16 protein-coding genes are annotated in these 21,964 nt (G+C 68.9%); 1 reads left to right on the top strand and 15 read right to left on the bottom strand.

The window, feature by feature from the left end; genetic code table 11:
* The 7 genes from VFB40_RS19520 to VFB40_RS19490 form a co-directional block, all read right to left on the bottom strand.
* A partial coding sequence (locus VFB40_RS19520) for a lipopolysaccharide biosynthesis protein (RefSeq protein ID WP_324852705.1) occupies positions 1–770 on the bottom strand: 770 nt, incomplete at its 3' end.
* Positions 771–833: 63 nt separating this feature from the next.
* The gene (locus VFB40_RS19515) at positions 834–1,973 is read right to left on the bottom strand and encodes a glycosyltransferase family 4 protein (RefSeq protein ID WP_324852703.1); all 1,140 of its coding nucleotides are present in this window, start codon (positions 1,971–1,973) and stop codon (positions 834–836) included.
* 65 nt (positions 1,974–2,038) lie between these two features.
* Positions 2,039–4,459, bottom strand: a complete 2,421-nt coding sequence (locus VFB40_RS19510; protein WP_324852701.1) for a DUF2206 domain-containing protein — start codon at positions 4,457–4,459, stop codon at positions 2,039–2,041.
* Positions 4,456–5,559 (bottom strand): glycosyltransferase family 4 protein, encoded by a 1,104-nt coding sequence (locus tag VFB40_RS19505; protein WP_324852699.1) that lies wholly within the window; start codon positions 5,557–5,559, stop codon positions 4,456–4,458. Before VFB40_RS19505 ends, VFB40_RS19510 begins: the two co-directional genes overlap by 4 nt.
* A gap of 58 nt (positions 5,560–5,617) precedes the next feature.
* Positions 5,618–6,184, bottom strand: a complete 567-nt coding sequence (locus VFB40_RS19500; RefSeq protein ID WP_324852697.1) for a hypothetical protein — start codon at positions 6,182–6,184, stop codon at positions 5,618–5,620.
* The gene (locus VFB40_RS19495) at positions 6,154–6,930 is read right to left on the bottom strand and encodes a glycosyltransferase family 2 protein (protein WP_324852707.1); all 777 of its coding nucleotides are present in this window, start codon (positions 6,928–6,930) and stop codon (positions 6,154–6,156) included. The genes VFB40_RS19500 and VFB40_RS19495 overlap by 31 nt, the downstream gene beginning before the upstream one ends.
* 251 nt (positions 6,931–7,181) lie before the next feature.
* Entirely contained in the window at positions 7,182–9,119 is a 1,938-nt protein-coding gene (locus VFB40_RS19490) for a protein kinase domain-containing protein (RefSeq protein ID WP_324852695.1), read from the bottom strand.
* A gap of 132 nt (positions 9,120–9,251) precedes the next feature.
* On the opposite strand from VFB40_RS19490, the gene VFB40_RS19485 reads away from it, so the two are divergent.
* Positions 9,252–10,373: a cellulase family glycosylhydrolase gene (locus VFB40_RS19485; RefSeq protein ID WP_324852693.1), complete on the top strand. Its 1,122-nt coding sequence runs from the start codon at positions 9,252–9,254 to the stop codon at positions 10,371–10,373.
* A 128-nt stretch (positions 10,374–10,501) separates the two neighbouring features.
* On the opposite strand, the gene tuf is transcribed toward VFB40_RS19485, so the two are convergent.
* The 8 genes from tuf to VFB40_RS19445 form a co-directional block, all read right to left on the bottom strand.
* Positions 10,502–11,695 carry an elongation factor Tu gene (tuf, locus tag VFB40_RS19480; RefSeq protein ID WP_324852691.1) on the bottom strand — a complete coding sequence of 398 codons (1,194 nt, stop codon included), beginning with the start codon at positions 11,693–11,695 and terminating at the stop codon, positions 10,502–10,504.
* 79 nt (positions 11,696–11,774) lie between these two features.
* Positions 11,775–13,883 (bottom strand): elongation factor G, encoded by a 2,109-nt coding sequence (fusA, locus tag VFB40_RS19475; RefSeq protein ID WP_324852689.1) that lies wholly within the window; start codon positions 13,881–13,883, stop codon positions 11,775–11,777.
* Between the two features lie 51 nt (positions 13,884–13,934).
* Positions 13,935–14,405 (bottom strand): 30S ribosomal protein S7, encoded by a 471-nt coding sequence (gene rpsG, locus VFB40_RS19470; protein ID WP_324839880.1) that lies wholly within the window; start codon positions 14,403–14,405, stop codon positions 13,935–13,937.
* Positions 14,405–14,779 carry a 30S ribosomal protein S12 gene (rpsL, locus tag VFB40_RS19465; RefSeq protein ID WP_211469825.1) on the bottom strand — a complete coding sequence of 125 codons (375 nt, stop codon included), beginning with the start codon at positions 14,777–14,779 and terminating at the stop codon, positions 14,405–14,407. Before rpsL ends, rpsG begins: the two co-directional genes overlap by 1 nt.
* A 438-nt stretch (positions 14,780–15,217) precedes the next feature.
* Positions 15,218–16,618, bottom strand: coding sequence for a protein kinase family protein (locus tag VFB40_RS19460; protein WP_324852687.1), 1,401 nt, complete (start codon positions 16,616–16,618; stop codon positions 15,218–15,220).
* A gap of 217 nt (positions 16,619–16,835) precedes the next feature.
* A complete protein-coding gene (locus VFB40_RS19455) occupies positions 16,836–17,273 on the bottom strand; it encodes a hypothetical protein (protein WP_324852685.1) in 438 nt (145 codons plus the stop codon).
* 180 nt (positions 17,274–17,453) lie between these two features.
* On the bottom strand, positions 17,454–21,326 hold the full coding sequence (locus VFB40_RS19450; protein ID WP_324852683.1) for a DNA-directed RNA polymerase subunit beta': 3,873 nt from the start codon (positions 21,324–21,326) through the stop codon (positions 17,454–17,456).
* Positions 21,327–21,460: 134 nt separating this feature from the next.
* Positions 21,461–21,964, bottom strand: a 504-nt coding sequence (locus VFB40_RS19445) for a DNA-directed RNA polymerase subunit beta (protein ID WP_527249204.1), incomplete at its 5' end; no start/stop codon positions are given.

The raw sequence follows: 21,964 nt of genomic DNA, 5'->3' as shown, positions 1-21,964 counted from the left end.
ATGAAGTAGTCGGCCGCGCCGCTCGGGCCCAGATCCTGCAGCGCGATCGACGGCAACGCCAGCAGCGGCACCAGGTTCAGCAGCGCGGACAGGTAGCTCGCCAACGAGAAGCGGGCCTGCTCCCGAAGCCGCGTGCCGCGGGTGCGGAAGTCCGGGCGGAATTTGAGCCGCCAGCGCATCGCGGCGAGCGAGGCGACCACCGCGACCGCGTAGCCGATCCCGGTGGCGGTCACGATCCCGGCGGCGCCGAGGGTGACCAGGAAGATGGGCATGGCGAGCTTGGTCAGGCTCTGGATGACGCCGTCGACCAACAGGTTGTACTGCGGGATGCGCGCGGCCACGAAGACCGAGTCCGTCAACAGGTTCACGCCCGCGAATCCGCAGAACAGCACGAAGGTGACGGCGAACCAGGCGTCCTGCCGCACGAACAGGAGCTTGGGGCTGATCCACGGCAGTGCGGCCAGGTATATGCCGCCGAACAGGCAGCAGGCGGTGCCGGTGATTCCCAGCGCGACGGTCACCTGGCTGTTGCGCGCCGCTCCGGCCGCCGGGAAGCGGACCACGGTGTTGTTGAAGCCGAGCAGGCCGAGGTAGGAGATCAGCGAGATGGCCGAGATGAGCGAGGTCGCCAGGCCGACCCGCTCGGTGCTGTAGAGGCGGGCGACCAGTCCCCAGAACAGGAATCCGAGGCCGGCGGTCATGACCATGGACGCCATCATGAAGAACGAGTTCTGCACGATCTTCATGGAGGATTCGGCGTGCTTACCCATACTCGCCACCGCCCGCGCCGGCCGGCGAGGCTGTGCGGCGGACGGACCGCGGCGGTCGGTGGTTCATCGCCGCTCCGCCCCGGCCGAGCGGTAGTGGTGCACCAGCGTCGTCATGTGCTCGGACCAGGAGAACTGCTTCGCCGCGTACTGCATGGCGTACGAACCCATGCGTTCGCGCAGCGCGTCGTCCCCGGCGATCGCGGCCAAGGCGCGGCGTACAGCGTCCGGCTCTCGGCGCACCAGTGCCACGCCTTCGGGGTCGAGTCCGTAGCGCGCGTAATCCGGCTCGTCCGTCGTGACGACCGGAAGCCCGGCGCTCATCGCCTCCTTGACCACGAGCGGGAACACCTCCCCGGTCGTCGGCAGCACGAAGAGGTCGCAGGCGCGGTAGATCTCCGCCACCATCCGGGTCGGCTGCTGGCCGAGGAAGTGGACCCGCTCGCGCCCCTCCAGCAGCCCCGCGTCGCCGGAGCCGACCGCGACGAGGTCGAACGCCGCGTCTTCGGACTCGACCGCCCCCAGCACGAGATCGATCCCCTTCTTGGGCACGAGCCGGCCGACGAACAGGGCCAGGATCCGGTCCGCCGGCAGCCCGAACCGCTCCCTCAGCCGCCTGCGTTCCGCCTCGTCCGCGGCCGGCCGGAACAGCCGTCCGTCGACCCCGTTGCCGAGCACGACCACTTTCGCGGGCGCCGCGCCGAGCGTGCCGACGAAGCGCGCGATGTATTCGTTGATGGTGAAAACGGTGGCGGCGCGGCGCAGCAATACGCGTCCCATCGTGCCGTACACGAGCTTCTGGCCTGCCATGACGAGACCTGACGGGTGCTCAACCATCGCCACGTGCTGGGTCAGCACGGTCGGCACGCGGGCGATCGCCGAGGCGAATCCGGCGGCCCAGGAGGTCAGGTAGAAGCAGTCGTGGATGTGGACGACGTCCGCCCACCGGGCCCAGCGCAGAACGCGGGGCAGCAGGCGCGGTGAGAGGAGCGGGAACGGTACGCCGGTACGCCGCTCGCTGATGTTCCATGCCGCGATACGCACGACGCGCACGGTGTTGCCGTCATCGTCGACCTCCTCGACGACGCTCGTGCGTTCTCCGCTCGTCAGGACCGTGACCTGGTGCCCGAGTTCGGCGAGCCGGACGGCTTCGTCGTGTACGACGTTCTCGATCCCGCCGACGTGCGGCGGGTAGTAATGGCACACGAGCAGAACCCGCAGTGGGCCCTCGGCGGCGGGCGCGCTCGGCGACGTCCGCGAAATGCGCCGCCTCACTGGAAGATCTCCGAACCGGCGCTGGCGTAGATCTCGTTGTAGGTCGAATCCAGCAGCGGCATCGGATAGGCGTAGGTGACGAGGTTCCCCTTGTACGAGGTGGTGACCTGTCCGCTGCGCACGGTCGTCGCGCCGAGCAGGACGTAGGCGTACATGTTCAGTTGCGTGGGGAAGATCGTGCCGTTCACGTTGCCGATCAAGATGGTCTGCTCCCGTTTGAACGTGAAGGCGTCGGTCTGCACCAGGGCCTTCCTCGGGTTGGGAGCGGTCTGCTCCAGATGCGCTTCAAGCCATCGGGCCGCGGTCTGCTCCGCGGGCGCCGGGTCGTAGAGGTCGTAGTACTGCCCGGAATTGCTGAGCGAGAGCTGCGCCGCGTAGCCGCCGGTGACCCGCGGAGCCACGCCGGACAGGTCGATCAGCAGCGCCGCCACAACTGCGCACAACGCGAGCGCGGCCTTGCGCCGGGCCCAGCTGACCAGCCACAGCAGGCCCGCCGCCATGAACGGCGAGAAGAAGAACAGTCCCTGCTGGAATCCCCGCAGGACGCTGTAATCGATGGAGAGCTGCGGCACCACGGTGAGCGCGGCCAGCATGGTCAATGCGCCGATGGTCAAGATGACCTGGTCGCGCAGCGGCTCGAAGCTGCGTTTGCGGCGCAGCCAGACGGCGAGTAGCCCGATCAGGATGAGCACCTGCAGCAGGGCCGCGATACCTGAGCGCAGCACGGTGTTGACGCCCTTGACCCCGATGCCGAGGGATTGCAGGAAGTGTCCGATGGAGGTCAGCGGCAGCACCGCCGGTTTGACCGCGGGCGTGGCGTACTGGTTCACGAGGGACAGCGGCAGATAGTTGCCGGTGGCTCTGGTCGCAGCGGTCTGCGTGATCGTCTGCGCGCGGTAGTCGCTCATCCGCTGTGCGTCCGACTCCGTGGAGCCGCCGAACAGGCTGTACGAGGCTGAGGATCCGGACTGGCCGGTGCTCTTTCCTTCGAGCTGCGCGAGCGCGGTGCTCAACGTGGTCTTGAACTGGCCGCCGGTGCCGGTCGCCGGACCGGCCCACAGGAAGGCGAGCCCCGCGATGATCGGCACCATCCACCAGGCGACGAAGCTCCGCTCCTGCGCGAGCCCGGGCGCCGTCCGGCGTGCGCGCGCACCGTTGCCGCGCGTCCGGGACCGCCGCGACAGTCTCCGTACGGCGCTGCCCAGCCTCCAGCACAGGTCCACCGCGACCGCGCCGCCAAGGACCATGACGATCACGTAAGAGGTCGAATAGTGCGAGAGCACGGTGCCGGCCGTCAGCACCAGGAAGGCGATCCTTCGGTCGCGCACCCGCCAGCCGCGTTCGGTCACCACCAGCATCGCGCAGCCGACCAGCACGAACGCCATCTCCTGCCGGCCCATGTACGGCATGTCGGAGAAGAAGGTGGGGAACATGATGAAGAAGATCGCGGACAGGACCGAGACCGTGTGCGGCGCCACGTTGCGCACCGCGCGGAAGACCATCACGGGGGTGGTGGCGAACAGGACCGGCAGCAGCGCCTTGAAGATGTAAAGCGCCGAGATCTCCGTCAGCTTGCGCAACGCGACCGGCAGGATGGTGATGCTGAGACAGGCGTTGTAGGCGTTCGAGTAGGTGTGGACGTCCCAGCGCTCGCCGCCGAGGGCCAGCTCGAAGTAGTCGTACTCGCTCTGGATGTCGTGCCCGGTGATCGCCCAGCCGCGCAGCGAGGTCAGCAGCAGCAGCGAGAGCGCGGCGAAGTAGAGGCCGAGTTCTATCGCGCCGAGGGAGAGCTTCGCACGGGCCAGCAGCACGACCAGCAGCGCGGTCACGCAGACCATCGCGAGGATGCTCACCCCGCTGCTGAACCCGTTGTTGATCCTGATCGGCCCGGCCACGGACAGCAGCAGGCACAGCGCGCCGCCCCCGCCGATCGCCCACAGTTCCCGGCGGCTGATCCGCCACGGTGCGGCGAACCGGTCCGGATCCGCCTCGGGCAGCACTGCGCCCAGCACGATCACGCATCCGGTGAGCGTCGCGGTGATGGGCACTTTGGAGAGCGGATGCTGGTCGCCCGCCATCGGGAGCAGGGTGTTGAGCAGCAGCAGCTCCACCATGTCGCCGATGAGCGCGAAGCCGAGCGCGACCAGCGCCGCGGCCTCGCGGGTGGAGACCACGCGGGCGGCGCAGCCGTACCAGATCCCGATCGGCGCGCCGAGCACGAGCCACAGGCCGGCGGCGTCGGCGAACCAGCGCCCGGAGGGCCCGAAGAACTCCATCAGGCAGGCCAGCACGGTGCCCATGAGCACGAACCGCCGCGCGCCTAAGGAGCGGGCCGCGCGCGCCGCGGCCCGCACCTCCTCCCCGCGCAGGCCGTCCAGATCGTCCGCGGTCAGACCCTTGAGATCCTCCGGGGTCATGCGTACACCTCGGAGTAGACGGCCTCTATTCGGGACACCACGGCGTCCCAGGAGTACTGGCGCGCGGCCTCGGCGCACCGCTCGGCGACCTTGAACCGCAGCTCCGGGTCGGCGGCGAGCGAGTCGATGGCCGTGGCCAGCGCGGCCGGCTCCGGCTCGGCCAGGATTCCCACGCCCTGCAGCAGATCGGAGTTGCCCGGCACGTCCGTCGCCACGACCGGCAGCCCGGCAGCCATGGCCTCGAGCGCGGCCAGCGGCATGCCCTCCTTGTCCGACGGCAGCACGAATGCGTCCGCCGCCCGGTACGCGGCCACCAGCTCCGGGCCCAGCAGCCGGCCGGAGAATTCCACGTCCAGGCCCAGCCGCACGGCCTGCGCTTCGAGTTCGGTCCGCAGTTCGCCGTCGCCGACGAGACGCAGCCGCACGGGCTCGCGCACCAGGCTCATCGCGTCAAGCAGGCGCGCGACGTTCTTCTGCACATCCAGCCGCCCGACGAAAAGCAGGCGCAGCGGCCCGGCCTGGTCCTCGTCCCGGGCAGGCGCGGTCGCATCGGCGAAGTACCGTTCCTCGATTCCGTTCGGCACCACGAAGATCCGCTCCTTCGCGATGCCGTACTCCTCGCGCAGGAACCGGGCCTGGGACTCGGTCAGCGCGATCACCGCGCCCGCGCCGCGCAGGACCCTGCCGAACACGTGCTTCTTGTATGCGGGCAGCAGCCAGCCGAGGCTTCCCGAACCGTCCACGTCCAGGTGGAAGTGCACGATGTAGCGCTGCCTGCGCAACCGAGCGCAGAGCATGACCGTTTCCGGCCAGAGCGCGTGCGCGCAGTGCAGGTGCAGCACCGCGTCGCGCGGAGTGGCGAGCAGGGAGACGAACGCGCCGGGAGCCAGCGGCGTGTGTGCCGCTTCCACCGCGCGATGGCGCCGGATGCGCACGCCCTCGGCCTGCTCCCGCCGGGCAGCTTCGGAACCGGAAACCGCACTGGTGATCACGCGGACGTCGTGCCGCTGCGCGAGCCTGGTCGAAAGGCTCTGCGCAACCCGCTCCAACCCGCCGAGGTGCGGCGGGTAGTACGGGGTGATCTGCACGATATGACGCATGCGGGTTCCAGTTCAGGCTTGTCGCGAGCGGCGGCCCTGCCGGCCGCCCCCGGCGCGATCAGGGTCCGCCGGTCGAGGTCGGGATCCGGATGCCGGCGATCCGGTAGTGCAGGGTCTGTGGCTGTCCGACCAGGTTGACGTAGACGACCTCTGCGTCCGCCGGCAGCTGGAGGGTGACCACCTTGGCCGCGGTGCCGTGCGCGGCGGTCAGGGTGACCGAGGCGGTGGCGTCCGTCTTGCCGGACGCGTTTTCCAACCACACCCGCACCGGGACCGAGCGCGCGGACGTCCCGTGGACGTTCACCGTGATCGGCACGTTCAGCGAGGTACCGCTCACCGAGGGCGAGCTGGTGAAGTAAAGCTCCGTATTGGCGGCGGGCAGCTGCGAGAAGGACTGCCTGAGCACCGTTTTCACCGCCGGGATGCTCGACACGGCCCACAGCGCGACGAGCGCTGCCAGCACCCCGAGGACCAGCCGCCTCGAGGGCCGGGGCCACGACCGGACGGCCGGACCGTCCTCCTGCGGTGCGGGAGGCTCGTTCGGCGCGCGCGGCGCCCCGCCGGATTCCTGCGGAATCTTGGGCAGCGGGAGCGTCAGCTCTCCGTCGTGGCTGTCAGTACGCATTCGGATTTACCCGGAGTGGTCTGGGTCGGAATGACGGCGGCGCGCGGTCCGGGCACCGCCGCCACAGCCTCGGGCTCCGGCCTGCGCAGCCGGTGCTCCAACAGGCTACCGAGGTTGCCAAGGCCGTCCGCAAGCGCCTTCAGCTTCACCTCGCCGCCGCGCGGCCGGTACTCGATCGGCACCTCGAGGACGCGGTACTTGGCGCGGACGGCCGCGTTCTTGATCTCCTGGGAGAAGGCCATGCCGGGAGAGCGGACGTCGAGCCCGGACCAGACGTGGCTGCGGAAGATCCACATCCCGGACTGGGAGTCCTTCAGCTGGTGCCGGAACAGCACCCGGCTGACCAGGCTGAGCACGTGGTTGGCGAGGAAGTGCGAGTCCTTCATCGACTCGCGGTTCGCCGGGTGCAGCCGGTCCGTGGTCATGAACTCCACGTCCTGCTCGACCAGCACGTCGAGCAGCTGCGGCAGCATGTCGAACGGGTAGGTGCGGTCCGCGTCGCCGGTCGCGATGACCTCTCCGGAGGCCGCCTGGAAGCCGGCCTTGTACGCGTTGCCGTAGCCCGGTTCCGGCTGGAAGACGACCTTGGCGCCGTGCTGCCTGGCCAGATCGCCGGTTCCGTCGGTCGAGGCGTTGTCGACGACTATCACCTCGGTCGTCCATCCCGCCTCGGCCAGCTCGCCCAGCGGGATGGATTCCAGCACCGCGGGTATGTTCTCAGCCTCATTGTATGCGGGTATTACCACCGACAGCGTTTCCACCCCGTGCTCCTTGTTTCGCTATGCGGTCATTCGTCCCTGGTACCCCGCCGGCAGCCTTCGCGGAGACGGATGACGCCGGAGGGCATACCACTCCGGCGTAGCGCGCCAAGCTTGCCATGCCGGTCCAACCTGCGGGAAGTGCCGAAACTGATCCGTTACAAGAACCTGACGCAATCCGCCGCGCCGGGACGCAGGGCACTAATACACCGCGTCCATGCCCCGTTTCCCGCCTGTGCTCAGCCGAGCTGGTCGATCTGGTCCTGGTTCAGCGGGATCTTCCACAGCTGGACGTCGGAGACCGCTCCGCGCAGCCAGTTCGTGGGTTCGCCGTGGGAGATGCCGCTGCCGATGCTCAGCGTTCCGTCCGCGGTCCAGTTCGGAGCGTGCGAGCCGGAGCCCTGCAGCGCCTTGTTCACATAGAGCTTCATCGTGTGGTCGGTCGCGTCGTAGGTGGCCACGAGGTGGTACCACGAGGTCTTCGACGGAGCGGCGTGAGAAAGAACACTGTCCGTCGCGGCGGCGGCGGAGTCGCCGGCCGCCATGTCGAAGGCCCACCGGTTGGCCGAGGCGTTGTATTCGAGGGCCGCGCCCTCGCTCGTGGTTCCGCGCAGCGCGACGACCGTCTCCCAGCCGGACGGGGTCGTCGTCGGCCCGTTCATCACCACCCAGACCGCGATGGTGAAGCTGTGCGAGGTGCTGAGGACCGGGCCGCCCTGCACGACGATCTGCGAGTTCGATTCCCCGGTGAACGCGGCTGAGCCGTGCGTGCTGTCCGTCACGGTCCATTTCACGCCGGTGGCCACGCCGTCGTGGCCGCCGATCGCGTCTGAGGCGTCGCCGATGAGCGGCCAGCGGTCGATCCGCTGCTGGGCGACCGTGAGCGGCGAGGGGCTCGGGGAGGCCGAATGCGTCGTCGCACTCGCACTCGCGCCCGCAAGCGGCTTCGGGCTGCCGCCGCCCTTCGTCAGCGCCCAGGCACCGACCGCTACTCCGCCCAGCGCGAGGACGCACACGGAGGCGATGACGAGGACGCGCTTGCGCGACCGACCTGCCTCCTGCGGCGGCGCGTACGTGAACGGCGGCGGGGTCGCGTAACCGACCGGCATCGGCGGCGTGCCACCGTGCCAGGAGTCTGAGGCCGGCGGCGGCGGTGTGCTTTCATGCCAGGAGTCTGAGGCCGGTGTTGGCCCGTACTCACCGAAGGGCGGCGGCACCGAGCTGTACAGTGGCGAGTCTTCGTTCAGCGGCGCCGGAGCCGGCCCCTGCGCCGGAACCGGAGTGGCGACCGGCTGCATCTGCTGCTGCTCCGGAGCCGGCGCGAGCACGGGTTCCGGCGGCACCTGCAGGGGCGCCTCGCTGCGCGCGAACATGGCCAGCTGCCCGGCCACGAACTGGGTGGTGGGCCGCTGCGCCGGGTCCTTGGCCAGCATCGCCTCGAACAGGCCCCAGATGGTCGGCGGGATGGCGGGATGCGGCGGGGGCGCCTCGTGCAGGTGCTTGTAGAGGATCTGCGCGTAGTGCTCGCCGTCGAAGGGCAGCACGCCGGTCAGCAGTTGATACAGGCAGACGGCCAGCGAGTACACGTCGGCGGCCGGGCTCACGGCGCCGCCGGTCAGCAGCTCGGGTGCGAGGTAGTGCGGGGTGCCGATGACCGAGTTCGACGCGGTCAGCCTCGGGTTCCCGGCGATCCAGGCGATGCCGAAGTCGACCAGCTTGGCCCGGCCGGTGGCGTTCTCCACCAGGATGTTGGCCGGCTGGAGGTCGCGGTGCACGATGCCCGCGGCGTGCACGGCCGTCAGCGCCTGTGCGATCTCGTCGCCGAGGCGAGCGGCGTGGTAGAGCGACATCGGGCCGTTCTGGTCGAGCAGCCGTGCGGCGTCGACGCCTTCGACGAGCTCCATCACCAGGGCGATGCGCTCGTTCTCGATGACCACGTCCTTGATCTCGACCAGGTACGGGTGCCGGACGCTGAGCAGCGCCGAGCGCTCGCGCAGGAACCGGCCGACCAGATCAGAGTTCTGGCCCATCGTGTCCGAGAGGATCTTGACCGCGACCGCCTCGCCGGTCTCGGTGTGGTGCGCGGACCACACCGTGCCCATCGAGCCGCCGCCGATCCGCTGGTCGAGCACGTACAGGCTGCCCAACCGGGAACCCGCGCCGACCTCGCCGCTCACGTGTAGCCACCCCCATATCACAAAACTGCCGCGCTGCGCGCTAGGTACAGTATCAGGCCCCGTCCCCGGGGTGTTCGACGACCCGGTGATCTTGTCGGCTTAGCTGTGATCTCACCCGTTAGGCTGACCTCCATGTCCTTGTCCGCCAGACGACTGGCTCCATGGTTGGTCGCCGCCTTCATCATCGCGATCGGTTCGGTGGCGATGGCGGTTTCGGCCTTGCCGAGTCGGCCGCAGCAGCAGACCGTGCACATCATCGAGTCGACGGACAACGGTTTCGTCTTCGGGCTCAACTACGCGGACGAGCTGCCCGCGGAGTCGGCCCCCGCCCTCGCGCAGAGCCTTGATGACGCCGGCTCGGTCGGTGCCGGCTGGATCAGAACGGACCTGGCCTGGTACCGGATCCAGACCGGCCCGGACAGCTGGGACTGGAGTTCCTTCGATCGCACGGTGGCCTACGCCAAGGCGCGCGGGCTCAAGGTGCTGGCCGTGCTGGGCCAGGCGCCGGTGTGGGCCCGCGACTCGGCCTGCGCCACCAAGCTGTGGTGTCCTCCGGCGGACGACGCCCGCTTCGCCGAGTTCGCCGCCAAGGCCGCGCAGCGGTATCCGGTGGACCTCGTGCCGGCCTGGGAAGTCTGGAACGAGGAGAACACGACCGGGTTCTGGGCCGGCGGCGCGGACCCGGCCGCGTACGGCGCGCTGCTCAAGGCGACGGCGACCGCGGTCCGGGCGGTTCAGCCAAGGGCTCAGATCATCTTCGGCGGCCTGGCGATATCCACGACGGGCAACGGCCTGGCCCCGCGGGACTTCCTGCTTTCCGTCGCACGCGCAGGCTTTCTCCCGTACGCGGACGCGATCGCTTACCACCCCTACAGCTATCCCAAGCTTCCCTCGGCAGCCCCCGTCTTCGCTGCTATCAGTACCGGATCGAACAGCCTGGCAGCCGTCCTCGACGACTACCACGCCGCGTCGATGCCCATCTGGCTCACCGAGACCGGCGCTCCGGTCGGCGCCGCCGCGGATCCGTACACGGCCGCCTCGATCGTCGCGCGCGGGGAGCAGTCGCAGGCCACTTACGTGACCGACCTGGTGACCGTGGCTACGCACAACTCCCACGTCAAGGCTCTGTTCTGGTTCTCGGACATCGACCTGCCGGGACAGAACCTTTACTTCGGGCTGCGTCGCGCCGACGGCACTCACCGCCCCTCGTTCGAGGCACTGACAAAGGCCATCGGCGCCTACAAGACCGAATAGCGAGCGGCACCGGGCCGAAGGCACCGCGCGCACCTCGCCTGCCTCTCAGAACACGAAGCGGCCCGGGACTCTTTCGAGTCCCGGGCCGCCGCGGTTATCGCTCGGGTGTTACTCCCGGATCGCCGGTACTACTTGACGATCTTGGTAACCCGGCCGGCGCCGACGGTGCGGCCGCCCTCGCGGATGGCGAAGCGCAGGCCCTCCTCCATGGCGATCGGCTGGATCAGCTGGACCGACATCTCGGTGTTGTCGCCCGGCATGACCATCTCGGTGCCCTCGGGGAGGGTCACCACGCCGGTCACGTCCGTCGTCCGGAAGTAGAACTGCGGACGGTAGTTGTTGAAGAACGGCGTGTGCCGGCCGCCCTCGTCCTTGGACAGGATGTAGACCTGGCCCTCGAACTCGGTGTGCGGGGTGATGGTGCCCGGCTTGATGACGACCTGGCCGCGCTCGACGTCGTCGCGCTTGGTGCCGCGCAGCAGCAGGCCGACGTTCTCGCCCGCCTGGCCCTCGTCGAGCAGCTTGCGGAACATCTCCACGCCGGTGACCGTCGTGGTCTGCTTCTGCTCGCGGATGCCCACGATGTCCACGGTCTCGTTGACCTTGATGACACCGCGCTCGATCCGGCCGGTCACCACGGTGCCGCGGCCGGTGATCGTGAAGACGTCCTCGATCGGCATCAGGAACGGCTTGTCGATCTCGCGCTCCGGCTGCGGGATGAACTCGTCGACCGCGTCGAGCAGGCCGAGCAGCTTCTCGCTCCACTCGGCGTCGCCCTCGAGCGCCTTGAGCGCCGAGACCCGCACGACCGGCAGGTCGTCACCCGGGAACTCGTACTCGGAGAGCAGCTCGCGCACCTCGAGCTCGACGAGCTCCAGGATCTCCTCGTCGTCCACCATGTCGGTCTTGTTCAGCGCGACCACGATGTACGGCACACCGACCTGGCGGGCCAGCAGCACGTGCTCCTTGGTCTGCGGCATCGGACCGTCGGTCGCGGCCACCACCAGGATCGCGCCGTCCATCTGCGCGGCACCGGTGATCATGTTCTTGATGTAGTCCGCGTGACCGGGGCAGTCCACGTGGGCGTAGTGGCGCTTCTCGGTCTGGTACTCGACGTGCGCGATCGAGATGGTGATACCACGCTGGCGCTCTTCCGGCGCCTTGTCGATCTGGTCGAACGCCGAGGCCTGGTTCAGGTTCGGGTACTTGTCGTGCAGCACCTTGGTGATCGCCGCGGTGAGCGTCGTCTTCCCGTGGTCGATGTGACCGATGGTGCCGATGTTGACGTGCGGCTTAGTCCGCTCGAACTTCGCCTTCGCCACGATGTCCTCCTGTGGACGGTTGCGGTGCCGGATCGCTCAGGCTGAGCGACCGGCGGCTTAACGGTGGTATCGGCTTGGGCTACTCGCCGCGCGCCTTCTTCACGATCTCCTCCGCGATGTTCCTGGGAACCTCGGCGTAGGAGTCGAACTGCATGCTGTAGGAGGCCCGGCCCGAGGTCTTCGACCGCAGGTCGCCGACGTAGCCGAACATCTCCGACAGCGGCACCAGGGCCTTGACGACCCGGGAGCCGAACCGCTCCTCCATGGCCTGGATCTGGCCACGGCGGGAGTTCAGGTCGCCGATCACGTCGCCGAGGTAGTCCTCGGGCGTGGTGACCTCGACCGACATCATCGGCTCGAGGATCGCGGGGCTGGCCTGGCGGGCAGCCTCCTTGAACGCCATCGAACCGGCGATCTTGAATGCGAGCTCGGAGGAGTCGACCTCGTGGTACGCGCCGTCCTGCAGGGTGACCTTGACGCCGACCAGCGGGTAGCCCGCGAGCACGCCGAACTCCATGGCCTCCTGGCAGCCCGCGTCCACGGACGGGATGTACTCCCGCGGGATACGACCGCCGGTGACCGCGTTGACGAACTCGTAGCCCTCGCCGCTCTCGATCGGCTCGACGCCGATGATGACGCGGGCGTACTGGCCGGAGCCGCCGGTCTGCTTCTTGTGCGTGTACTCGACCTTCGGCACGGCCTTGCGGATGGTCTCCCGGTAGGCGACCTGCGGCTTGCCGACGTTGGCCTCGACCTTGAACTCGCGGCGCATGCGGTCCACCAGGATCTCCAGGTGGAGCTCGCCCATGCCGGCGATGATGGTCTGGCCGGTCTCCTCGTCCGTGCGCACCTGGAAGGAGGGGTCCTCCTCCGCGAGGCGCTGGATCGCGGTGCCCAGCTTCTCCTGGTCGCTCTTGGTCTTCGGCTCGATGGCGACCGAGATGACCGGGGCCGGGAAGTTCATCGACTCGAGCACCACCGGGTGCGCCTGGTCGCTGAGCGTCTCGCCGGTCGTGGTGTCCTTCAGACCCATGACCGCGACGATGTCGCCCGCGCCGACCGAGGGGATCTCCTCGCGCTTGTTGGCGTGCATCCGGTAGATCTTGCCGATGCGCTCCTTGCGGCCCTTGACCGAGTTGAGCACCGAGGAGCCCGACTCGAGCCGGCCGGAGTACACCCGCACGAAGGTGAGCTTGCCCAGGTGCTGGTCGGTCATGATCTTGAACGCCAGCGCCGAGAGCGGCTCGGCGTCCGAGGGCTTGCGCTGGATGACGGTCTCCTCGTCGCCCACCGCGTGGCCCTCGATCGCCTCGACGTCCAGCGGGGACGGCAGGTAGCGCACGATCGCGTCGAGCAGGGGCTGCACGCCCTTGTTCTTGAACGCGGTGCCGCAGAAGACCGGGGTCAGCGACGAGGCCAGGGTGGCCCGCCGGATGCCCGCGTAGAGCTGCTCCACGGTGGGCTCCTTGCCCTCCAGGTACAGCTCCATCAGCTCCTCGTCGGCCTCCGCGGAGGTCTCGACGAGCCGGTCGCGCCACTCGGCGGCCGCCTCGGTGTGCGTGGCCGGGATGTCGACGATGTCGTACATCTCGCCCAGCTTCGCCTCGGCGTTCCAGACCAGGGCCTTCATCGTCACCAGGTCGATGACGCCCTTGAAGTCCGCCTCGGCGCCGATCGGCAGCTGCATGACCAGCGGCACGGCGTTGAGCCGGGACACGATCATGTCGACGCAGCGGTGGAACTCCGCGCCGGTGCGGTCCAGCTTGTTGACGAAGCAGATGCGGGGCACGCCGTACCGGTTGGCCTGGTTCCAGACCGTCTCGGACTGCGGCTCCACGCCGGCCACGCCGTCGAAGACCGCGACCGCGCCGTCGAGGACGCGCAGCGAGCGCTCGACCTCGATGGTGAAGTCCACGTGGCCCGGGGTGTCGATGATGTTGATGGTGTGGTCGACCTCGTCGGTCTTCCAGTGGCAGGTGACGGCGGCGGAGGTGATGGTGATCCCCCGCTCCTGCTCCTGCTCCATCCAGTCGGTGGTGGCGGCGCCGTCGTGGACCTCACCGATCTTGTAGCTCATCCCGGTGTAGTACAGGATGCGCTCGGTCGTCGTGGTCTTACCGGCGTCGATATGCGCCATGATGCCGATGTTGCGGACCTTGGCGAGGTCGAGCGCGGCGTTCGTGGCCATGGTGGCTCTGCTACTTTCGCGAGTCGGTAAAGGGTTGCTGCCGGTCCCGGACTACCAGCGGTAGTGGGCAAAGGCCTTGTTGGCCTCGGCCATCTTGTGGGTGTCCTCGCGTCGCTTGACGGAGGCGCCCAGACCGTTGGAGGCGTCCAGCAGCTCGTTCATCAGGCGCTCGGTCATCGTCTTCTCGCGCCGGGCGCGGGAGTAGGTGACCAGCCAGCGCAGCGCCAGCGTGTTCGAACGGCCCGCGCGCACCTCGACCGGGACCTGGTAGGTCGCGCCGCCGACCCGGCGGGACTTGACCTCGATCGCCGGCTTGACGTTCTCCAGCGCGCGCTTGAGCGTGATGACCGGGTCGGTGCCGGTCTTCTCACGGCACCCCTCCAGGGCGCCGTAGACGATGCGCTCGGCGGTGGAGCGCTTGCCGTCCAGCAGGACCTTGTTCACCAGCGAGGTGACCAGCGGGGAGTTGTAGACCGGGTCGACGACGACCGGGTGCTTCGGCGCGGGGCCCTTGCGCGGCATTACTTCTTCTCCTTCTTGGCGCCGTAGCGGCTACGAGCCTGCTTGCGGTTCTTGACACCCTGGGTGTCGAGGGAACCGCGAATGATCTTGTAGCGGACGCCGGGAAGGTCCTTGACTCGGCCGCCGCGCACGAGCACGATCGAGTGCTCCTGCAGGTTGTGGCCGACGCCGGGGATGTAAGCGGTGACCTCGATGCCGCTGGACAGGCGCACGCGGGCGACCTTCCGCAGGGCCGAGTTCGGCTTCTTGGGCGTGGTCGTGTAGACGCGGGTGCACACACCGCGCCGCTGCGGGCTGCCCTTGAGCGCAGGAGTCTTGGTCTTGGTGACCTTGTCCTGCCGGCCCTTGCGGACCAGTTGCTGGATCGTGGGCACTGCTACTCCGTATTCCGTTCGTGCCAAGCCTTCGGCCGGTCGTCATGTCCTCGCGGACAGGACGGCGGCCAGGCGGTCCTCTGGCGAAATTGTTGTGTTTGCGCTGCACCCGGTTTTCGGCGCGATGTCCGGATTCTCCGACCCACGCGGTCGGGTGTGTCGTGGCCGCGCTCTCGGAGACCCGACCTGTACGTCAGGTCGTTCCTCCCGTGAGAGCTCCGTGCGGTCCATGAGGGACTGGTCGCGAGTCACTAGCGTCGTACAGCTAGTTGCGCGCACGGACAGCCGGGGACACCCCAGGCACAAGGTGAGAGCGTACCGACGCGCCGTGCCTCCGGTCAAAACGACCATCCGCCCGGCATCACGTCGGGTGCTTCGCCCACACCCGTTCTATTCTCGCATGCCGCAGTGTGTGGACAAATTCCTTTCCCGCTGCCGTCACCGCGCCAGGGCGAGGGGTGAGACATGCCCCGTCGGACCTGCGCTGGCGCTGGATCCGCCAGGCACGGAAGGAGTGCTTGCCGCACCCGCGCTCGTACTCGGCGACGGCTGGGCGCTCGGGCTCGCGGGGGCGCTCGGGGATGCGGGCGCTGACGTGGACGCCTGACCGGTCGGGCTGCTGCTGGCCTCCGTCGTGGGCGAGGAGCCGCTGGTCTGGCCGCCGCCGGTCGAGGTGTGGGTCGGCGCGGGGCTCAGCGAGCCGTTCGGCAGCGTCACCATTCCGGGACTGCTCAACGGGATCGTGGTGCTCACATCGGTGGGGCTGGTGGAATGAGAGCCCAGATTCGCCAGCAGGAAGCCCAGTCCGGCGAGCACCGCCGCGACCAGGAGCACGATGCCGACCATCGTGCCGCGCCTGCGGTCTTGGGCCGCCCGCGCCGATCCAGCCGCGGCCGCTGCGGCCGCGGCTCCGGGGCCGGCGATGGGCGGGCCGAGCACTTGCGTCGGAGCGGAGGGCACGGCGACGCCGGGAAGCGTGTCGCTGACGCGTTCCGTGGCCGCGAAGGGGATGAACCGCTGCTCGGCCGCGGACGCCGTGGGACGCAGCGCGGGGTCCGCAGCGAGCATCTGTGATAGCAGCGCGGCGAGTTCGACGGGTGCGCCCGCGTCGAGGAGCGGCTGCCGGTCGATCCCGGCGGTGCTCCCTTCCGCCGCGCCGTCCGAAGCCGCACTATCCGAAGCCACACCGTCCGAAGCCGCGCCGTCGGAAACTGCACCATCCGGCACCGGGATGTCCTGCGTTGCGGCGTCATCGCCGTTCGGGTCTGGAATCACGTACTCCGGTGCGGCACCGACCGTCGCTTCCCACAGCAGAAACCCGAGCGCGTACACGTCATCCGGCGCGTCCGGCGGCAGATCCTCCTCCGCGAGCTCCGGCGTCTCCGTCGAATCCAATCCCGCGTCGAGGATCTTGACCTGGCGGTCGTCGTGAATCGCCACGCTCTCCGGGCCCAGCGCGCCGTGCGCGATCCCGATCCCGTGCAACGCCGCCAGCGCGCCGCTGAGCTGCCGGCCCCAGTCCGCGGTACGCGGCCAGGGCTGCGGGCCGCCCCCCATGATCTGGCCGAGCGTGCGGCCTTCGGTCCACTCGGAGATCGCGTAGCCGACCGCGCCGTCACGCAGCCCGTCCGCGGTGCCCACGTCGTAGACCGCCGCGACGCCCGGATGGTTGAGCTGGGCCACGCGCGTCAGCGCCGCCTGCGCCGCCGCCGTCGACTCGTCCTGTTCCGCCGCGTCGCCGGGAGCGGGCTCGAGCCGCGCGGTCACCGACCGCGCCAGCCGCTCGTCGTACGCACGCCAGCGCTCCACGGAGCCCGCGCCGCCTACGAACCGGTCCAACCGGTACCGGTCTGCCAGGAGATCACCAGGCCGGCCGAGCGTCATCCGCGCGCCTCCAAGGAGCGAGTTCGTGCGTCGGGTCGCCGCCCGCCGTGTCGGACACCGCAATAGCTTCGTCGACACCGCGGATCCGCCGCGTCACATGTCAGTTGTCGCGAGTCATCGTGCCACGTGTGACGCGTGACTAACGCCCCCGGCCTCCGGTTGCGCCTTTCTGCTACTTCACTGTGACCATCACGTTGGTGACGTCGATGTAGATCCGCAGCGCGATATAGGCCAGCGCCACACTCCAGCCGACCACGTATACCCAGCCGAGCCGCCGAGCCCACACCGCCAGCGGAACTCCGTCGAGCTCGCCGCCCGCGGCCTCGATCTGGTGCAGCGCGACCCTGGCCCGCCGGATCGCGAGCACCCCGCCGAAGACCGGCAGCAGCCAGCCCACGGCCGCGAAGGCCATCGCCGCCACCGCCGCCGGCGCGGTCTTGCGCACGGCCGTGTCCGCCGCGGATCCGGCGCCCCGCCCCGGCCCGGGGAAACCGACGCCGCCCGGAAGGACGCCCGGAACCGGGCCCCGCCCGCCGGCTCCCTGCTCCCCCGGCGCTCCAGAACCCTGATAACGCGGGCGGCCGAGCTCGTAATCGCCCTCGGTGCTCATGAGGTGACCATAGCGCCAACCAGCCGCGCTGTACGTCACGCAGCAGCAGTCGCCAGCCCCGCGCGGCCGCCGATCCCGCCGGACCGTGAGATGCCGTGAGATGCCGTGAAAAGCCGCGCCCCCGGCCACGGATCGCTCCGTGGCCGGGGGCGCGCTTCGCTGCTCTGCAGCCGTCAGCCGTCAGCCGGCGTAGCCGCCGAAGTCGTACTCCTCCAGCGGGACGGCCTGGCCGGAACCCACGCCGAACGGCGCGTAGTCCAGGTCGTCGTAGCCCGCCAGCGAGTACATCTGGGCCTTGGCTTCCTCGGTCGGCTCCACCTTGATGTTGCGGTAGCGGTGCATGCCGGTGCCGGCCGGGATCAGCTTGCCGATGATCACGTTCTCCTTCAGGCCGACCAGCGAGTCCGACTTGCCGTGGATCGCGGCGTCGGTCAGCACCCGGGTGGTCTCCTGGAAGGAGGCCGCGGACAGCCACGAGTCGGTCGCCAGCGACGCCTTCGTGATGCCCATCAGCTGCGGACGGCCCGAGGCCGGCTGGCCGCTCTCGGAGATGACCCTGCGGTTCTCCTCCTCGAACTTGCCGCGCTCGACCAGGTCGCCGGCCAGCAGCTCCGAGTCGCCGGTCTCGATGATCGTCACCCGGCGCAGCATCTGCCGGACGATGATCTCGATGTGCTTGTCGTGGATCGACACGCCCTGCGACCGGTAGACGCTCTGGACCTCCTGGACCAGGTGCACCTGCACCGCCCGCTGGCCGAGGACGCGCAGCACGTCGTGCGGGTTCGCCGCGCCCTGGACCAGCTTCTGGCCCACGGTCACGACCTCGCCCTCGCTCACCAGCAGCCGGGACCGCTTGGAGACCGGGTAGGCGATCTCCTCGCTGCCGTCGCTCGGCACGATCACGATCTTGCGGGTGCGCTCGGTGTCCTCGATCTTGACCACGCCCGCCGCCTCGGCGATCGGGGCGACACCGCGCGGGGTGCGCGCCTCGAACAGCTCGATGACACGCGGCAGACCCTGGGTGATGTCGTCGCCGGCCACACCACCGGTGTGGAAGGTACGCATCGTCAGCTGGGTGCCGGGCTCGCCGATGGACTGCGCGGCGATGATGCCGACCGCCTCGCCGACGTCCACCAGCTTGCCGGTGGCCAGGCTGCGGCCGTAGCACATCGCGCAGGTGCCGACCTTCGACTCGCAGGTCAGAACGCTGCGGACCTTGACTTCGGAGACGCCGTGCTTGATCAGCTCGCCGATCGCCACGTCGCCGAGGTCGGCGCCCGCCTGGATCAGCGTCTTGCCCTCGAGCACCACGTCCTCGGCGAGGTTGCGCGAGTACACCGAGGACTCGACGTCCTCGGCGCGCCGCAGCGTGCCGTCGGCGGCCACGGTCGCGATCGCCATGGTGATGCCGCGCTCGGTGCCGCAGTCCTCCTCGCGGATGATGACGTCCTGCGAGACGTCCACCAGACGCCGGGTCAGGTAACCCGAGTCCGCGGTACGCAGGGCGGTGTCCGCCAGACCCTTTCGGGCACCGTGGGTGGAGATGAAGTACTCCAGCACGGTCAGGCCCTCGCGGAAGGACGCCTTGATCGGACGCGCGATGGTCTCGTTCTTGGCGTTCGACACCAGGCCGCGCATACCGGCGATCTGCCGCATCTGCATGAAGTTTCCTCGGGCGCCCGAGTCCACCATCATGAAGATCGGGTTCTCCCGCGGGAAGTTGGCCTCCATCGCCTTGGCCACCTCGTTGGTCGCCTCGGTCCAGATGGAGATCAGCTCCTGCTGGCGCTCGTCCTTGGTGATCAGACCGCGCTCGTACTGCTTCTGGACCTTGTCCGCCTTGGACTCGTAGCCCTCGAGGATCTGGCTCTTGCTCGGCGGCACCACGATGTCCTCGATGGCGATCGTGACGCCCGAGCGGGTCGCCCAGTAGAAGCCCGCCGCCTTCAGGTTGTCCAGGGTCATCGCGACCTGGACCTTCGGGTAGCGCTCGGCCAGGTCGTTGACGATGGCCGACAGCTGCTTCTTGGAGACCGGCTCGTTGACGTACGGGTAGTCCAGCGGCAGGGCCTCGTTGAACAGGGCCCGGCCCAGCGTGGTCTTGAGCCGGAACGGCTGACCCGACTCCCAGTCGTCCGGGGCCACCCAGCCGCGCGGCGGGACGGCCTCGATCAGGCGCAGGTCGATCGGCGCCTGCAGGTCCAGCTCCTTGGCGTCGAAGGCCATGACCGCCTCGCCCACGGAACCGAAGGAGCGGCCCTCTCCGGCCACGCCCTCGCGGTCCATGGTGAGGAAGAACAGGCCCAGCACCATGTCCTGGGTCGGCGCGGTGATCGGGCGGCCGTTGGCCGGCGACAGGATGTTGTTCGAGGACAGCATCAGGATGCGGGCCTCGGCCTGCGCCTCCGCGGACAGCGGCAGGTGCACGGCCATCTGGTCGCCGTCGAAGTCCGCGTTGAACGCAGTGCACACCAGCGGGTGGATCTGGATCGCCTTGCCCTCGACCAGCTGCGGCTCGAAGGCCTGGATGCCCAGGCGGTGCAGCGTGGGCGCGCGGTTGAGCAGCACCGGGTGCTCGGTGATGACCTCTTCCAGCACGTCCCACACGACCGAGCGGGCCCGCTCGACCATGCGCTTGGCCGACTTGATGTTCTGCGCGTGGTTCAGGTCCACCAGGCGCTTCATCACGAACGGCTTGAACAGCTCCAGCGCCATCGCCTTGGGCAGGCCGCACTGGTGCAGCTTGAGCTGCGGGCCGACCACGATGACCGAACGGGCCGAGTAGTCGACGCGCTTGCCCAGCAGGTTCTGCCGGAACCGGCCCTGCTTGCCCTTGAGCATGTCGGACAGGGACTTCAGCGGCCGGTTGCCGGGGCCGGTGACCGGGCGTCCGCGGCGGCCGTTGTCGAACAGCGCGTCCACGGCCTCCTGCAGCATCCGCTTCTCGTTGTTCACGATGATCTCGGGCGCGCCGAGGTCGAGCAGCCGCTTGAGCCGGTTGTTCCGGTTGATCACGCGGCGGTACAGGTCGTTGAGGTCCGAGGTCGCGAACCGGCCACCGTCGAGCTGCACCATCGGGCGCAGGTCCGGCGGGATGACCGGGACGCAGTCCAGCACCATGCCGTTGGGCGAGTTGTTGGTCTGCAGGAACGCGGAGACGACCTTGAGGCGCTTCAGCGCCCTGGTCTTCTTCTGGCCCTTGCCGGTGCGGATCACCTCGCGCAGCGACTCGGCCTCGGCGTCCAGGTCGAAGGTCTCCAGCCGCTTCTGCAGCGCGGCGGCGCCCATGCCCCCGGAGAAGTACAGGCCGAAGCGGTCCCGCATCTCCCGGTACAGGATCTCGTCGCCCTCAAGGTCCTGGACCTTGAGGTTCTTGAAGCGGGTCCAGACCTCTTCCAGCCGGTCGAGCTCGCGCTGCGCCCGGTCGCGGATCTGCTTCATCTCCCGCTCGCCGGACTCGCGCACCTTGCGCCGCTGGTCGGCCTTGGCGCCCTCGGCCTCGAGGGCGGCCAGGTCCTCTTCCAGCTTCTTCTGCCGGGACTCGAGCTCGGCGTCGCGCCGCTGCTCGAGCTGCTGGCGCTCCACCGAGACCTTGGCCTCAAGGGAGGGCAGGTCGCGGGTGCGCCGCTCGTCGTCCACCCAGGTGATCATGTAGGCGGCGAAGTAGATGACCTTCTCCAGGTCCTTCGGCGCCAGGTCGAGCAGGTAGCCGAGGCGGGAGGGGACGCCCTTGAAGTACCAGATGTGCGTGACCGGGGCGGCCAGCTCGATGTGGCCCATCCGCTCGCGGCGCACCTTGGCGCGAGTGACCTCGACGCCGCAGCGCTCGCAGATGATGCCCTTGAACCGGACCCGCTTGTACTTACCGCAGTAGCACTCCCAGTCCCGGGTGGGACCGAAGATCTTCTCGCAGAAGAGGCCGTCCTTCTCGGGCTTCAGGGTGCGGTAGTTGATGGTCTCCGGCTTCTTCACCTCGCCGAAGGACCACTGGCGGATGTCCTCCGCAGTGGCAAGTCCAATGCGGAGCTCGTCGAAGAAGTTGACGTCAAGCACGTATGTCAATCCTTATGGTTCGTCCCGCTTCGAGGAGGAAGTCCCGCGGCGGGAACAAGTGAATCCATGATTCGGGAGCCTCGGGCCGGCGGGCCGCCCGCCCTCGCGGGGAGGGCGGCCGGGCCGGCCGAAACTCAGACTTCTTCGACGCTGCTCGGCTCCCGCCGGGACAGGTCGATACCCAGCTCTTCCGCGGCACGGAAGACGTCCTCGTCCGTGTCGCGCATCTCGATCGAGTTGCCGTCCGAGGACAGCACCTCGACGTTGAGGCACAGCGACTGCATTTCCTTGATCAGAACCTTGAAGGACTCGGGGATGCCCGGCTCGGGGATGTTCTCGCCCTTGACGATGGCCTCGTAGACCTTCACCCGGCCGAGCACGTCGTCCGACTTGATGGTCAGCAGTTCCTGCAGCGCGTAGGCGGCTCCGTACGCCTCCAGCGCCCACACCTCCATCTCGCCGAACCGCTGGCCGCCGAACTGGGCCTTACCGCCCAGGGGCTGCTGCGTGATCATCGAGTAGGGGCCGGTGGAGCGGGCGTGCAGCTTGTCGTCCACCAGGTGGTGCAGCTTGAGGATGTACATGTAGCCGACCGAGATCGGGTACGGGAACGGCTCGCCGGAGCGGCCGTCGAACAG

This window comes from Actinocrinis sp., assembly GCF_035650855.1.
Taxonomy (GTDB): Bacteria; Actinomycetota; Actinomycetes; order Streptomycetales; family Catenulisporaceae; genus Actinocrinis.
The sequence above is the reverse complement of the archived record's forward strand: the minus strand, read 5'-3'. Positions and strand labels throughout refer to the sequence as shown.